At 60.9% G+C, this 14,221-nt stretch carries 12 protein-coding genes; 8 read left to right on the top strand and 4 right to left on the bottom strand.

Going from position 1 to position 14,221, the window contains the following annotated elements; all coding sequences use genetic code 11:
- Positions 1–13: 13 nt before the first annotated feature.
- Complete coding sequence (locus tag M2368_RS00275; protein ID WP_498723899.1) at positions 14–799, top strand: enoyl-CoA hydratase/isomerase family protein; 786 nt, start codon at positions 14–16, stop codon at positions 797–799.
- Between the two features lie 76 nt (positions 800–875).
- Here the strand turns inward: M2368_RS00275 and M2368_RS00280 are convergent, their stop codons facing one another.
- A complete protein-coding gene (locus M2368_RS00280) occupies positions 876–1,328 on the bottom strand; it encodes an Lrp/AsnC family transcriptional regulator (RefSeq protein ID WP_498723900.1) in 453 nt (150 codons plus the stop codon).
- A gap of 226 nt (positions 1,329–1,554) precedes the next feature.
- Between M2368_RS00280 and pdhA the strand changes: the two genes are divergently transcribed.
- The 4 genes from pdhA (at position 1,555) to M2368_RS00300 (ending at position 6,454) form a co-directional block, all read left to right on the top strand.
- Positions 1,555–2,718: a pyruvate dehydrogenase (acetyl-transferring) E1 component subunit alpha gene (gene pdhA / locus M2368_RS00285; RefSeq protein ID WP_105656919.1), complete on the top strand. Its 1,164-nt coding sequence runs from the start codon at positions 1,555–1,557 to the stop codon at positions 2,716–2,718.
- Between the two features lies 1 nt (position 2,719).
- Positions 2,720–3,802: an alpha-ketoacid dehydrogenase subunit beta gene (locus M2368_RS00290; RefSeq protein WP_105656918.1), complete on the top strand. Its 1,083-nt coding sequence runs from the start codon at positions 2,720–2,722 to the stop codon at positions 3,800–3,802.
- Positions 3,803–5,194 (top strand): dihydrolipoamide acetyltransferase family protein, encoded by a 1,392-nt coding sequence (locus tag M2368_RS00295; RefSeq protein WP_402741097.1) that lies wholly within the window; start codon positions 3,803–3,805, stop codon positions 5,192–5,194.
- A gap of 234 nt (positions 5,195–5,428) precedes the next feature.
- Positions 5,429–6,454, top strand: a complete 1,026-nt coding sequence (locus M2368_RS00300) for a hypothetical protein (RefSeq protein WP_400342016.1) — start codon at positions 5,429–5,431, stop codon at positions 6,452–6,454.
- 25 nt (positions 6,455–6,479) lie between these two features.
- Here the strand turns inward: M2368_RS00300 and M2368_RS00305 are convergent, their stop codons facing one another.
- Positions 6,480–7,343: a phosphatase PAP2 family protein gene (locus M2368_RS00305; protein WP_105656915.1), complete on the bottom strand. Its 864-nt coding sequence runs from the start codon at positions 7,341–7,343 to the stop codon at positions 6,480–6,482.
- Positions 7,344–7,423: 80 nt separating this feature from the next.
- Here M2368_RS00305 and M2368_RS00310 point away from each other — a divergent pair, with 80 nt between their 5' ends.
- The 3 genes from M2368_RS00310 (at position 7,424) to menD (ending at position 12,509) form a co-directional block, all read left to right on the top strand.
- Complete coding sequence (locus M2368_RS00310) at positions 7,424–8,419, top strand: o-succinylbenzoate synthase (RefSeq protein ID WP_332498872.1); 996 nt, start codon at positions 7,424–7,426, stop codon at positions 8,417–8,419.
- A 125-nt stretch (positions 8,420–8,544) separates the two neighbouring features.
- Positions 8,545–10,662 carry a PhoX family protein gene (locus tag M2368_RS00315; protein ID WP_498723901.1) on the top strand — a complete coding sequence of 706 codons (2,118 nt, stop codon included), beginning with the start codon at positions 8,545–8,547 and terminating at the stop codon, positions 10,660–10,662.
- 155 nt (positions 10,663–10,817) lie between these two features.
- Complete coding sequence (menD, locus tag M2368_RS00320) at positions 10,818–12,509, top strand: 2-succinyl-5-enolpyruvyl-6-hydroxy-3-cyclohexene-1-carboxylic-acid synthase (protein WP_402734979.1); 1,692 nt, start codon at positions 10,818–10,820, stop codon at positions 12,507–12,509.
- 70 nt (positions 12,510–12,579) lie between these two features.
- Here the strand turns inward: menD and M2368_RS00325 are convergent, their stop codons facing one another.
- Both M2368_RS00325 and M2368_RS00330 read right to left on the bottom strand, forming a co-directional pair.
- The gene (locus tag M2368_RS00325) at positions 12,580–13,362 is read right to left on the bottom strand and encodes an amino acid ABC transporter ATP-binding protein (protein ID WP_133833593.1); all 783 of its coding nucleotides are present in this window, start codon (positions 13,360–13,362) and stop codon (positions 12,580–12,582) included.
- Between the two features lie 13 nt (positions 13,363–13,375).
- The gene (locus tag M2368_RS00330) at positions 13,376–14,167 is read right to left on the bottom strand and encodes an amino acid ABC transporter permease (RefSeq protein ID WP_105656910.1); all 792 of its coding nucleotides are present in this window, start codon (positions 14,165–14,167) and stop codon (positions 13,376–13,378) included.
- Between the last annotated feature and the right edge of the window lie 54 nt (positions 14,168–14,221).

The raw sequence follows: 14,221 nt of genomic DNA on the forward strand, positions 1-14,221 counted from the left end.
CCAGGACGGATCCATGATCGAACTGACGATTGAAGATTCCATCGCGCGGGTGGTGCTCAACGCTCCGCAGAAAATGAACTCGCTGGATGAAGCGGCCTTGGCGCAGCTCTCGGAAGCCTATGACAAAGCGGCCGCCGCAGTGGCTGCGGGCACCGTGCGCGTGCTGGTACTGACCGGCGAGGGACGCGGATTCTGCGCAGGTCGCGACATCTCCGGGGTAGATCCCGCGGACGATGACGTGATCGGCTATCTTGACGGCAAGGTCCAGCCGCTGCTGGAAAAGATGTCCAGCTTCCCTGCGCCAACCTTCGCGCTGGTGCAGGGTGCCTGCCTGGGCGTGGGATTGGGGCTGGCGATCGCTACCGACGTAGTGTACGTGGCAGAGAACGCCAAGATCGGCTCGCCGTTCGCGAACCTCGGTGCCACCTTGGACTCGGGCGGGCACTGGCTGTTCACCGAGCGTCTCGGGGCACACCGCACGCTGGATCTGATTTACACCGCGGAGCTGATCTCCGGTGCTGAAGCGGTGCGTTCGGGATTGTTCTCGCGTGCGTTCGCGCCCGGGGAACTGGTGGAGCGCAGCGAAGAAATCATTGCCAAGGTAGCCCAGGGTGCAACTCAGGCATTCATCGCTTCCAAGCAGCTGGTCAAGGAAATCCGTGACCAGCGTGCGGGGCTGTGGGAATCGATGCGTACCGAGAACCGGGCGCAGGCAGCCCTGTGCGACACCGCTGACTACGCCGAAGGTTTCAAGTCCTTCCAGGAGAAGCGCAAGCCGGTGTTCACCGGCCAGAAGTAGTTTCCCAGCAGACACGAGAAGAGCACCTGGAAATGGTATCCAGGTGCTCTTCTCGTGTCTTCCGGTGAATCACTGCCTATCGGGTATCGGTGTCTTCGAAGATCAGCAGGGTCTGCGTATCCAGGACCGTTGTCAAAGACTGCAATTGCTCGAAGACCACGCGGCGCAGATCCAGATTGTCCTTGGCTCGCACCAGCAGGATCACATCGAAATTGCCTCCGACCAAGCCCACATGATGCACCTCGGGAATGGACGCCAAGTGATCGCGCAGTTCGCGCCAGGAATGCTGGCGGAGTTTCAAAGTCACGTAGGCGCTGGCCTTGAGCCCTGCCTTCACCGGATCAATCACCGCCGTATAACGAGTGATCACCCCGGCATCTTGGAGCTTTGCGATACGGGAATAGGCGTGGGCACGCGATACATGCACCTTTTGTGCCACGGTGGTGACCGACTGGCGCCCGTCGCTGGTTAGCTCAGCGAGGATCGCATGGTCGACATCATCGAGTTTTAACTCCGCTTCCGCGGCCATTGGTACTCCTTGTTGACGTGTCGGACGTCTCTGTTCCAAACACAATCTATCGAAACTTTTCGTCTACGAGTATAAGGATACCAATCACAACTTTCCACGATTCCACGCCGGACTGGATACAGAATGCCACGCATACCCATAATTGATTGCAAATGATGTTTAGGTGAAGTGAGTCACAAGCAGTTGTGCTCATGGACCGAGCCAGAACCACGAAAGGTGGGAGAACATGAGCACTGAAGCACATGCAGATCGCATCTCTGATGTCAGCAAGAAATTCGGGATTACCCCCGAAGACTACATGCTGCCAGCACGCCACATGATCAACCTGTTGAACCCGGACGGAACCCTGCGCCCAGAGGACCAGCAGGGTACTGAACCTGGCCACGAGTACCCGCTGCCAAGCCCGGCCCGGCTGCTGGAAGCCTATGCGGCTCTGGTCACCGGCCGCCGCGTCAACGACCAGAACTCCGCACTGGTCCGCCAGGGCCGCATGGCTGTCTACCCCTCCAGCCACGGGCAGGAAGCCTGCCAAATCGCAGCAGCCCTGTGCCTGGGCGAGAACGACTGGCTTTTCCCAACCTACCGCGACACGGTAGCGGTGCTGACCAAGGGCGTAGCCCCGATGGAAGTCATGACCAGCTTCCGCGGCGAATGGCACTGCGGCTATGACCCGAAGGCGTATAACTGCGCACCGATGTCCACCCCGCTCACGACCCAGCTGCTGCACGCAGTGGGTGTCGCCCACGCTGCCAAGCTGCGCGGCGAAGACACCGTAGTGGTGGCCATGTGCGGCGATGGCGCCACCAGCGAGGGCGACTTCCACGAAGCGCTGAACTTCGCCGCGGTCTTCAACCTTCCGGTGATCTTCTTCGTGCAGAACAACAAGTACGCCATCTCGGTTCCGCTCTCGCAGCAAAGTGCCGCCCCGTCCCTGGCCCACAAGGCTGTTGGCTACGGCATGGCCGGCGAGCGCGTGGATGGCAACGACCTGATGGCCTTGATGGCCATCATGACCCGTGCGGTGCGCATGGCCCGCGAAGGCAACGGCCCGCTGCTGATCGAGGCCCACACCTACCGCATGCAGGCGCACACCAACGCAGATGACGACAAGCGCTACCGCGAGGACTCCGAAGTCCAGGAATGGATCGCCAAGGATCCGGTGACCCGCATGAAGGCGTATTTGGATGATGCCGGGCTCTTGACCGATAGCACCGTCGCCAAGATCACCGCCGACGCCGAGTCGGTCGCCAAGACCTTGCGTGATGGCATGAACCAGGAAGCCAACACCGATCCACGTGAGCTGTTCGAGCACGTGTACTCGGCCAAGACCCCGCAGCTGGCTGAACAGCAAGCCATGCTCGTCGACGAACTAGACCGTGAGGAGGCCTAGGATGACTGCCACTACTTCGCGCTTGAACCCGAACGTCAGCGCTGCCACCGCACGAGCCGCAGCCAAGGCCGCCAATGAGCACCAGCCGGTGACCTTCGGCAAGGCGCTGAATACCGCCCTGGCTGATTCGCTGGTTGCCGACAACTCGGTAGTGATCTTCGGCGAGGATGTGGGAACCCTTGGCGGCGTTTTCCGCATCACCGACGGGCTGACCGCACGCTTTGGTTCCGAACGCTGCTTTGACACCCCGCTGGCCGAATCCGGCATTGTCGGCATGGCCGTGGGCATGGCCATCAACGGCATGCGCCCGGTTATCGAGATGCAGTTCGATGCATTCGCCTACCCGGCGTTCGAGCAGATCGCTTCGCATGTCGCCAAGATGCGCAACCGAACCCAGGGCAAGCTGAACCTGCCGATGGTCATCCGCATTCCGTACGCCGGCGGCGTGGGCGGCGTGGAGCACCACTGCGATTCCTCGGAAGCCTACTACGCCCACACACCAGGGCTGAAGGTCTTCACGCCCTCGTGCGTAGAGGATGCCTACCTGATGCTGCGCGAAGCCATCGATTCGGATGATCCGGTGGTCTTCTTCGAGCCGAAGAAGCTGTACTGGTCCAAGGAGCAGGTGGACTTGGCGCAGCTGGCCGAGCAGTACGAGGCCAAGAAGAGCGCTAGGACCGAGGGCCAGGCGCGCATCGCCCGTCCGGGCAGCGATGCCACGCTGATTACCTATGGTCCAAGCGTTTCCACCGCATTGGAAGCTGCCAAGTTGGCAGCCGAGGAAGGCATCAGCCTGGAAGTTCTCGACATCCGGAGCATTGTGCCCTTCGATGACGAGACCGTCTGCGCATCGGTGCGCAAGACCGGACGCGCTATCGTGGTTGCAGAAGCCCAAGGCTTCGCCTCGGTAGCCAGTGAAATCGTGGCCCGGGTGCAGGAACGCTGCTTCCACTCGTTGGCCGCTCCAGTGCTTCGCGTGACCGGATTCGACATTCCATACCCGGCCCCAACGCTGGAAAAGTTCCATCTTCCAAGCGCCGAACGCATTCTCGACGCGGTTGACCAGCTTCAGTGGGAGGCGTAAATGAGCATCAAGACTTTTCTCTTGCCAGACCTTGGCGAAGGCCTGACCGAAGCCGAGCTGGTGCGCTGGATGGTTGCCGCCGGTGACGTTGTCGCAGTTGACCAGCCCATAGCGGAGGTGGAAACCGCGAAGTCGCTGGTGGAGATCCCTTGCCCGTTTGAAGGCGTAGTGTCGACCCTGCATGGGGACGCCGGCCAGATGATGCTGGTGGATGAGCCTTTCATCTCCGTGAACACCGGCGGCGAAGAAGCTGAAGCGCCTGAAGCCGAACGTGCGCAGTCCTACCGCGAGGAAGAGCGTGCTGGCACCCAGGTACCTGCCGAAGAATCAGCAGAAGCCGATGAGGGTAGCGGCAATGTGCTCATTGGCTACGGCACTTCCTCTGCCCAGCGCAAGACCAGCCGTCGGCGCAAGCCGCGCGGCGGGGTAGCCGCGCCAGCGGCACAGGCACCGGCCGAAGCGGCCCGCGTGATCAACCCGCTGGTACGAAAGCTGGCGCGGGATAACGCCTTGGATATCACAACGGTTCGAGGCTCTGGTCCAGAAGGGCTGATTCTGCGCACCGACGTGGAAGCCGCCTTGTCGGCTGATGCGGCGGCCGCTGCGCCGGCAGCACCGGCCCCGGCTTCCGCAGCCGCGGTGCCCGCTGCACCAGCCCAGGCTGGCGGGGCGGATTCGAAGACCGGCCTGCCGGTCGCATCTTCCCAGGTGCTCTCGGGCGTGCGCAAGACCATCGCCACCGCGATGAGCACTTCGCGCCGCGAGATCCCCGAGGCTACCGTGTGGGTGGATGTCGATGTCACCAAGCTGCTGAAGCTGCGATCGATGATCAAGGAAGCCGAAGGCCAAGCTCCAAGCGTCATGGCACTGATCTCCCGTTTCGCGGTGGCCGGCTTGCGGCGCTTCCCTGAACTGAACAGCCGCATTGAGGCTGAAGCTGATGGGGGCTTGCGCCATACCCTCTTCGAGGGCGTGAACCTCGGGTTCGCAGCCCAGACCGGTCGCGGCCTGGTTGTGCCAAATGTGCGCAACGCCCACAAGCTGAACGCCAAGGAACTGTCAGCCGAGTTCGCTCGACTGGCTACGGTGGCCCGCGAGGGCAAGGCCGGTGTCGCCGACCTGTCCGGCAGCACCTTCACCATCAATAACTACGGCGTGTTCAATGTTGATGGCTCCGCGGCCATCATCAACTACCCGGAAGCGGCCATTCTGGGGCTGGGGCGCATCATCGAGAAGCCGTGGGTGGTCAATGGCAAGATCAAGGTCCGTTCCATCTGCGAGATGACACTGAGCTTTGACCACCGGGTCTGCGATGGCGGAACCGCTGCCGGCTTCATGCGCTATGTTGCCGACGCGATGACGGATCCAAAGACTGCGCTGGCTTCGCTCTAGCGCCTACTGTGCGCAGCGCTCGCTCTCAAGAGTGATCTTGATGCCCGTCGAACCTCACGAGGATTGACGGGCATCACCCTTTTTGCTGATATTTCATCTATGTTCGATCATTTATCAGCATGTCAAATATAGGTTGCTAGAATTGAACCAATTATTATTTCTATGATGGAAATATGTTGGGTTGCTTTCCAGCCGCTTATGACGCGGGCTAGGCAGCAGGAACAGGGGATTGAGATGTCAACAGCGGGGACCGGAATCAAGAACCGGCCATTCATCTACCTGCTGCTCCTGCTACCGACGGCCATTGTGCTGGGCGCCTACGCCCTGCTCGCCGGCAAACTGCCGGAAATGACCGCCACTCACTGGAGTTCGACCTATCCGGACGAGTTTACCCGCACCGCGGTGTTTGTTCCCGTCTGCATCGGGCTATGCATTCTTGGTGCCATCACCGGAGTGATTTCCTTGGCGCTGCGCCGCAAACCGGCACTGCTCATGGTGCTGCTCTTCGCCGGCGGGTTGCTCTCCTGGAGTGCAGCTGGCGTATTCGTCGGCTCGGCGGTGCCTACAGCGCTCGCCGAGACACCTGAAACCGCAGTGCTGGGCGGCATGATGGTTGTGCTGATTGCCTGCTCGCTGCTGGGCATTGCGCCACTGTGGGTCAGCGGCATCTACCAGCAATACACCAGGCAATCCGTTGAGGCCCGCCAGGCACGAAGTGATGCAGCGCAGGGCATCCAGCGGCCTGTTGCGGCGGGGACACCAGTCATGGCACGGCAAGAATTCAATCAAACGATGGCAGCACCGTGGTGGATGTGGCTGCTATGCCTGGTGGTGTTCGTGGCGCTTTTCATTGCTGTTGCGTTGCCGCTGCTGACCGGTGACAGCCAAGATGGCGACTGGGTGGGCTTCATCGTTGCCATGACCCTGTCGGCCGTGGCGTGCGTATCGATTCTGGGTTTGATCTGGATTCGGGTATCGATCAGCGGTGATCGCTTCCGGGTATCATCAGCGGTCTTGGGGTTCCCGATGCGAACCATCAAAATCGACGAAATTGAATCTGCGACCAGCGAAAAGATCGTTCCCATGATGTGGGGAGGCTGGGGCTGGCGAATCATTCCAGGCGGTTCGGCCATCGTGATGAAAGAACACGAAGGCCTCGTTTTCGAACTCAAGAACAAGAAGCGTTTCGCCGTGACCATCCCGGAATCGCAGCAAGCCGCAGACTTGCTCAATGCCCGCATGGCCTGCGGGAAACAGTAGCGAATAACGTTTCTGGGCCTGCGCCCTACTTATTGAAGGTGCGCATGGGCCCGATAACCACCGAGCGCAGCACCAAGCCGGATACCAGCGAAGCGGCCACGACATGGATGATCCCCAATGCCGCGTAGACCAATTGCAGGAACTCCGGGATCTTCTGGATATGCGGGTGCGGCAGGAGGAACGAGAGCCCGATTACCGCAGCCCAGACAACCAGGCTGCCGGCCCCAACTTTCCTCGACCAGGTGCCCTTTGGCAGTTCATGGCTCAGCGGCTGGATGCGCTGGAGCACGACCGAGGCCAAGACCATCCAGAATCCGGCCACCACGAAACCAGCTGCAATGTCACTTGGACGGTGCCAACCGCAGATCAAAGTGGCCACCCCGGTCACCGTCGCGAACAACCACGCGATCGGCTGGACTACCGGACGCAGTTTCGGTGGTGAAACCAGGTACATCAGTCCCATTGCGGCGGCAGCGGCGGTGGTGTGTCCTGAGGGAAAAGAATTTCCTGTGGTGCCGAAGTTGAAATCCGGGCGGGACAAGATCTCGTGCTTGAGCAATTGCGTGCTGCCCGCTGCGGCTGCGGCCGCGATGACCGCCACGATGGCCCGCAGGAAGCGCCGGTCTCGAATCACGCGATACAGCAGGAAAACTGCCGCAATGATGCCGCAGATTGCCGGCAAGAGATTAAGGAATTCACGGATCGGATTAATCAGGTCCGTCCGGGGCCACCATTGCGACCACGCTATGAATCCAGCCTGATCGGCCCATTGCCCCACACGCTGCTGGACGAAAAATACGTATTCGAGGCAGAACAGCGAAATCAGCAACAGCAGAGCCCACCACCACCTGATATGGTGCGGGCGCGCGGATGCTGGATTGCGAGGCATATCTCTAGGGTGTCATATCCGGCACGGGGAACGGCACAGTTCAGGCATGTAACTATGCCCACCCTCGATAGTCTTAGAGCATGAGTGTTGAACTTCCGCCCCTTGAAGATCTGCTGGCAAATTCCCATGTTGTCCGGTTGCCGATGCGTGTGAAATTCCGTGGTGTCACCCAGCGTGAAGCGCTGCTGATCAACGGGCCGGAAGGTTGGGGCGAGTTCTCCGCATTTACCGAGTACGGACCGGCCGAAGCCTCACGGTGGCTAGCCGCCGGAATCGAGGCCGCTTACCAGCCGTTCCCGGAACCGTTGCGCACCAGCATTCCGGTCAACGCCACCTTGCCTGCAGTTGCGGTAAAAGATGTCGGAGCGGTTCTCGAACGCTATGACGCGCCGCACACCATCAAGATCAAAGTGGCAGAAAAAGGCCAGGGGATCGAGCAGGACCTGGCGCGTGTAGCTGAGGCCCGTCGGCTCTACCCGCAAGCAGCGCTGCGCGTGGACGCGAATATGGGATGGGATATTGCCCAGGCGGTCCCGGCCTTGAAGGCCCTGAGCGAGTACGACCTGCAATACGCGGAGCAACCAGTGCCTGGCATTACCGGGCTGGCAGAAGTCCGCGAGCAACTGCGCAACGCCGGCAACCCCTTGAAGATCGCCGCTGATGAAGCGGTGCGGAAGCACACCGACCCCTTGGAAGTCTCGCGGTTGGGCGCAGCAGATCTGATGGTCATCAAGGCCCAACCGCTGGGCGGCATCGGCGCGGTGCTCGAAATTGCCAAGCAAGCCGAACTGGATGTTGTCGTGTCCAGCGCCCTGGATACTTCGGTAGGGCTGGCCCAAGCCGCCGCCTTAGCCAGCGCGCTGCCAGAACTGCCCTATGCCTGCGGCCTTGCGACGGGCACCTTGTTCGCCGAAGACGTATGTGCCGAGCCGTTGCTGGCCACCGCTGGGTACTTGCCGGTGCGTCGCATTGAGCCGGATCACCAGAAATTGGATGGCTTGCGTCCGCAAGAGGCGCGCGTGCGCTGGTGGCTGCAACGCCTGGAGTCCTGTTATGCCGAGCTGACTAGGGGATAACCTCAGGCAAGAATCTATTTCCCCGGCGTTAACCTTTGCGTTGCATTTAGAACACTTCCAAGTGAAAACCTCAGTTCGAGTCATTCCCCTGACAATGAGCCACATACTGAGGAAGTGAGCGGATCATGAATCCAACCCGTACCCTTTTGCCAATGCTGGGCCACACCCGCGGCGGTCGTTCTGCAGCTACTTGCCACTTCAAGTGCGCCGACGCCTGCACCAAGCCAGATTGCAACACTTCGTCCAACGGCTACTTCAAGGACATTGCCGACAAATCGCTCTCCCGCCGCAGCATGCTGGGCCTGGGCGCCGTCGGTGCTTCAGCCCTGGTCATCGGCCCGCAGCTTTTCGGTGCAGCCGACGCTACCGCGGCACCACTGGTGCCAATGAAGCCGGGTAAGGGCGGGCACCTTTCATTCGATGCCATTGAGCCGGTGTCGCGTTCGGTGGATACTGTTTCCGTTCCAGAAGGCTATGACTGGAATGCCATCATCCGCTGGGGCGACCCGCTCTTCAAGAACACCGCGGAATTCGATGCTTCCAAGCAGTCCGCCCGCAAGCAGGCTGAGCAGTTCGGCTACAACTGCGACTACCTGGACATCATTGTCGACAAGTACTCGGGACGCACCGGCGTGCTGGTTGCCAACCACGAATACACCAATGAAGACATGATGTTCGACTCGGCTTGGTTCGAAGCGAACCAGGAAGAAGCCCGCAAGATCGCGATGAACGCGCATGGCTTCTCAGTGGTCGAGGTCAAGCGCAAGAAGAATGACAAGAAGTGGAGCTACGTGCAGGGCGGCGAACGCAACCGCCGCATCACCGCTAGTACTGAATTCCGGGTCGATGGCCCAGCCGCAGGCAGCGACCTGCTCAAGACCGCCGCAGATCCAACCGGTACCAAGGTTCTTGGCACCTTGAACAACTGCGCCGGAGGCACCACCCCATGGGGCACCGTACTCTCCGGTGAAGAAAACTTCGACCAGTATTTCCGCGGCAAGGGCACCGCCGAGGAATCCCGCTACGGCATTGGCACCGCCGCGACCGACCGCGGCTGGGAAGAAAGCGACCCGCGCTTCGGCCTGCACAACGAAGGCTTCGAAAACGAAGCCAACCGTTTCGGCTGGGTAGTCGAAATCGATCCGCAGGACCCTTCGTCCACCCCGGTCAAGCACACCAGCCTGGGCCGTTTCAAGCACGAGGGCGCCAACGTTCGCATTGCCAAGAACGGCAAGGTTGTTGCCTACTCCGGCGATGACTCGCGCTTCGAGTACCTGTACAAGTTCGTCTCGAAAAACACTTTCTCCAAGCACGATCGCAAGCACAATATGGGCTTGCTCTCCGAAGGCGACCTGTACGTTGCCACGTTCGCCGGCAACTCTCCAGCTAGCGAGATCGACGGCAGCGGCGCAGTTCCGTCTGATGGTGCTTTCGACGGCATGGGAACCTGGCTGCCACTGGTGAAGAACGGCGAATCCAAGGTGGAGGGCATGGGCATCGACGAGGTGCTGGTCTACACCCGCCAAGCAGCTGACAAGGTCGGCGCCACCAAGCTGGACCGTCCCGAAGATGTTGAGCCAAGCCCGGTATCCGGCAAGGTCTATGTGGCACTGACCAACAACACCGACCGCGGCAAGGACGGCAAGGAAGGCGCAACCGAGGTCAGCCCACGGGTACGCAACCGCGACGGCCACGTCTTGGAAATCACCGAAGCCGGCAACGACGCCACCGCCGCGAAGTTCACCTGGAACATCTTGCTGGTTGCCGGCGATCCAAATGTGAACGGATCGACCTACTTCTCCGGCTACCCAACGGACAAGGTCTCGCCAATTTCCTGCCCGGATAACCTGGCATTCGATTCCAAGGGCAACCTGTGGATCTCCACCGACGGCGCCCCTGGCACCATCGGCTACTCCGATGCACTGCACAAGGTCACCCTGACCGGCAAGGATCGCGGCCGTGTCGAGCAGTTCCTGGCCGTGCCAACCGGTGCAGAGACCTGCGGCCCGCTGATCCATGACAGGGACAACTCGGTCTTCGTCGCGGTGCAGCACCCGGGTGAAGGCGGCAGTTTTGCCAGCCCTACCTCGCTGTTCCCGGACTTCGTGAAGAACGCAGGAGGAGCCGGCAAGGGCGAGTTCTACGGCCCGCGCCCATCGGTCGTCCAGGTCTTCAAGCAGGATGTGAAGCCGGGCAACGGCAAGGGCAAGGGACACGACAAAGGCAAGGGACACGACAAATAAGTCGGACTAGCCCGCAGTGCAAGGGCGTCGGCAGGATCCTCTCCGGGATCCGGCCGGCGCCCTTTGCCGTTCCAAGTCGGTTGACCGGCACGTCAAGGCATAGACTTGGATCATTGCCTTCAGCTTTGGAATCTAAGGAGTCATGCGGCGTGGGAATGCAGCAACCTGGCGAGCAACGCGCCATCACTACAGCTCGCCATGTGCTCTCCGCCCTGATCAGTGCCGGGATCAGGGATCTGGTGATTTCTCCCGGTTCGCGCAGCGCGCCCTTGGCCTATGCTGCAGCCGAGGCAGAAGCCGCGGGGATCCTGGATATCCATGTACGCATCGACGAACGCTCCGCGGCCTTCATGGCACTGGGCCTCGCCCAAAGCACCATGCGGCCGGTAGCCCTCGCCGCCACCAGCGGCTCGGCCATCGGGCAAATGCTGCCGGCAGTAATGGAAGCCAACCACACCGCGACACCACTTCTGGTCCTTTCTGCCGACCGTCCCGATGAACTGCACGGCACCGGAGCCAGCCAGAGCACGCGCCAGAAAACCCTCTTTGGCGAGCACGTTCGTCTGGCCGCCAATGTCCCCGCTGCGGCAGATCCGCAACACGAGGTCCAACGCGCATTACTGGCCTTGGCCGGTGACCAGCACACTGCCGCAGGTCCGGTCCAATTGAATCTGCAGTTCCGGGATCCGCTCACCCCTGCACAGGACGAGAGGATCGAGAGCCAAAGCTGGACGGCAGTTGAGCCGGGGCAGTGGAAGGCACACGACCAGCTGGACAGAGCGAGCTTGCCGGTCCAGCAGCTGAAGCCACGCCGGAGCATTGTCGTCGCCGGGCATGGCGCCGGGCAGGAAGCGCAACGATTCGCCCATGGCCTGGGGCTGCCATTGTTTGCCGAGCCATCTTCCAACGCACGGTTCTCGGCCAACGCCATTGGCCACTACCGTCCCCTGATCACGGCGGGCATGGACCGCATTGAACGCGTGGTGCTCTTTGGCCGTCCGACGTTGAGCCGCCCGGTGGGCCAGCTTCTGGCCAACCCGGCGATCGAATCGGTGATTTGGCAGCCTCAGCCGGTGGCCTGGTATGAAGCGGGCCGGCGTCGCGAAACCCCGGTCAGCTCTTGGAGCGAATTGCAGGAGTTCGCCGGCACCGGTGCAAAGGGGTGGCTGGAAGCATGGCAGCAGCTCGATGCCCAGGCCTTGGCCGTGCGCCAGGGCCTCAGCCGCGAATCGGCGATTAACGGGGTAGATGTCGCCGACGCCATTTGGGAACACGCACCAGAAGTTCTCCTGCTTGGCTCATCGAATATAGTTCGCGACTTCGACTTGGCGGCCCGCCCCGCGCCCGGACGAACCATGACCGTGCATGCCAACCGCGGCCTTGCCGGAATTGATGGAACCATTGCCACCGCCTTGGGCCTGGCCCAGGGCGGCAAGCGGCGCACACTGGCGGTAATGGGAGATATCACCTTCGCCCATGACGCCAGTTCGCTGTCCTGGACCCCCGGCGAGGAGCAGCCAATGGTGGATATCGTGGTCTACAACGACGGGGGAGGAGCAATCTTCTCCACACTGGAGCACGGAGCCGTGGATGCCTCGGGCCGCTACGCCAATGCGGTGGAACGCCTCTTTGCCACGCCGCAGCAGCTGAGCCTGCCTGCGCTCGCCGAAGCCTATGGTTGGCAGTACGCCATGGCGGCAAGCAAGGAAGAGCTTAGCGCCATCTTGGCTGCAAGGCAGCCGGCGAACCTGCGCCTGATTGAAGTGCCGGCATCACGGAGCAGCCTGCGCGCGGAGAATCTTGAGTTGAACCGGAAGATCGGGCAGCTTTCCTGGCCAACGACCTAGGGCAAAAGAAATTCCCCTGCCTTGCCCGTCGGCAAAGACGGGCAACGCAGGGGAATTTTTGCAGTTGAACTCAGATATCCACGTGCGTGGGATCGAGCACGCGACGCAGGAAGTCCTGGGTACGTGGCTGCTGCGGATTGCCAATGACATCCACGGCCTTGCCTTCTTCCACCACGACGCCACCGTCCATGAAGAACACGCGGTCAGCAACTTCCTTGGCGAAAGCCATCTCGTGGGTGACCACCAGCATGGTCATGCCCGCTTGGGCCAGATTCTTCATAATGGACAGGACCTCGCCCACGGTCTCCGGATCCAATGCACTGGTTGGCTCATCGAAGAGCATCAGCGTTGGTTCCATGGATAGCGCTCGGGCAATGGCCACGCGCTGCTGCTGGCCGCCGGAAAGCTGGTCGGGGTAGCGATCGCCGAAGTCGCCCAGGCCTACACGTTCCAGATTGCGCAACGCGACCTTCTGGGCGTCGGCCTTCTTGCGCTTGAGCACCTTGATAGGGGATATCGTGCAGTTCTCCAGCACGGTCAGGTGCGGGAAGAGGTTGAACTGCTGGAAGACCATGCCTACTTGCTGGCGCATCTTGTCCAGGTTCACATCGGGATCGGTGACATTGAAGCCACCGACCATAATGGTTCCTCCGTTTGGCTGCTCCAGCAAATTCACGCAACGCAGCAGAGTGGACTTGCCTGAACCGGATGGGCCGATCAGGCAGACAACCTCGCCCGGAGCAACATTCAGGTCAATGCCCTTGAGCACTTCGTTGCTACCGTAGGACTTGCGCAGTCCGGTGATTTCCACGCCCGAAGCATGGACTGAAAGTTCATTGGTGTCAGTCGACATTTTCAAGTCCTATCTATCGCTTGGTCTTGGCGGCGCGGGATTCAAACTTGCGGGCCACCAAGCTCAGCGGGATGGTGATCACCAAGTAGAACAGGCCGGCGACGACCAGCGGGGTGATGCCGGCATCGATTTGCGAGATGCCGTCACGGCCAAACTTGGTCATTTCGTACTGGGCCATCGACGCACCGAGGATGAATGCCAACGAGGTGTCCTTGGTCAGCAAGATGATTTCGTTGGTCATGGGCGGCAAGACGATCTTGAACGCCTGCGGAATCACGATGGTGACCATGGCACGCCACGCTGGCATGCCCAACGAACGGGCAGCTTCGGTCTGCCCCTTGGGCACCGCCTGCAGGCCTGCACGCAGGGTCTCAGCGATGTAGGCGGCCGAGACCAGGCCCAAGGCGCACATGACATTGACCGGCTGCGGCCACTGGGTTCCGAACGCCTGAGGCAAGCCGAAGCCGAAGGCCAATAGGACCAGGATGGCTGGAATACCGCGGAAGAATTCGATAAATGCAGTGGCGAACCAGCGATATGGCGCGAAGGACGCCATTTTCATCAGGGCCAGAAGCAGACCCAGGATGAGGCCGAAGGCGAAGGAGATGATCGTGTAGAAGATCGTGTTCTTCAGACCGACCAAGATCATGCCAGGGAACATCGGTCCCAATTTGTCGAAGGAGAAGAAGGCATAAATGGCCTTGTTCCAATCAACGGCCAAGACCAGTGCGATGATCGCGATGATGAAGATGGCGATTTGAATGGTCTTGCTCATGCGGGCGCGCTGACGTGTAGTCATTGCCATGCTTGATTACCTCTCATAAAGGAAGCGGAAGCTGGACTGCCAACCTGTGGGTGC

The organism is Arthrobacter sp. JUb119 (assembly GCF_024807995.1).
In the GTDB taxonomy this organism is placed as follows: Bacteria; Actinomycetota; Actinomycetes; order Actinomycetales; family Micrococcaceae; genus Glutamicibacter.

What these genes read in the sequence shown, in the direction of transcription:
- M2368_RS00310 (WP_332498872.1), top strand. Translation starts at nt 7,424, where the DNA reads ATGAGTGTTGAACTTCCGCCCCTTGAAGATCTGCTGGCAAATTCCCAT.
- M2368_RS00305 (WP_105656915.1), bottom strand. Translation starts at nt 7,343, where the DNA reads ATGCCTCGCAATCCAGCATCCGCGCGCCCGCACCATATCAGGTGGTGG.
- M2368_RS00295 (WP_402741097.1), top strand. Translation starts at nt 3,803, where the DNA reads ATGAGCATCAAGACTTTTCTCTTGCCAGACCTTGGCGAAGGCCTGACC.
- M2368_RS00300 (WP_400342016.1), top strand. Translation starts at nt 5,429, where the DNA reads ATGTCAACAGCGGGGACCGGAATCAAGAACCGGCCATTCATCTACCTG.
- M2368_RS00325 (WP_133833593.1), bottom strand. Translation starts at nt 13,362, where the DNA reads ATGTCGACTGACACCAATGAACTTTCAGTCCATGCTTCGGGCGTGGAA.
- M2368_RS00280 (WP_498723900.1), bottom strand. Translation starts at nt 1,328, where the DNA reads ATGGCCGCGGAAGCGGAGTTAAAACTCGATGATGTCGACCATGCGATC.
- M2368_RS00330 (WP_105656910.1), bottom strand. Translation starts at nt 14,167, where the DNA reads ATGGCAATGACTACACGTCAGCGCGCCCGCATGAGCAAGACCATTCAA.
- menD (WP_402734979.1), top strand. Translation starts at nt 10,818, where the DNA reads ATGCAGCAACCTGGCGAGCAACGCGCCATCACTACAGCTCGCCATGTG.
- M2368_RS00315 (WP_498723901.1), top strand. Translation starts at nt 8,545, where the DNA reads ATGAATCCAACCCGTACCCTTTTGCCAATGCTGGGCCACACCCGCGGC.
- M2368_RS00290 (WP_105656918.1), top strand. Translation starts at nt 2,720, where the DNA reads ATGACTGCCACTACTTCGCGCTTGAACCCGAACGTCAGCGCTGCCACC.
- pdhA (WP_105656919.1), top strand. Translation starts at nt 1,555, where the DNA reads ATGAGCACTGAAGCACATGCAGATCGCATCTCTGATGTCAGCAAGAAA.
- M2368_RS00275 (WP_498723899.1), top strand. Translation starts at nt 14, where the DNA reads ATGATCGAACTGACGATTGAAGATTCCATCGCGCGGGTGGTGCTCAAC.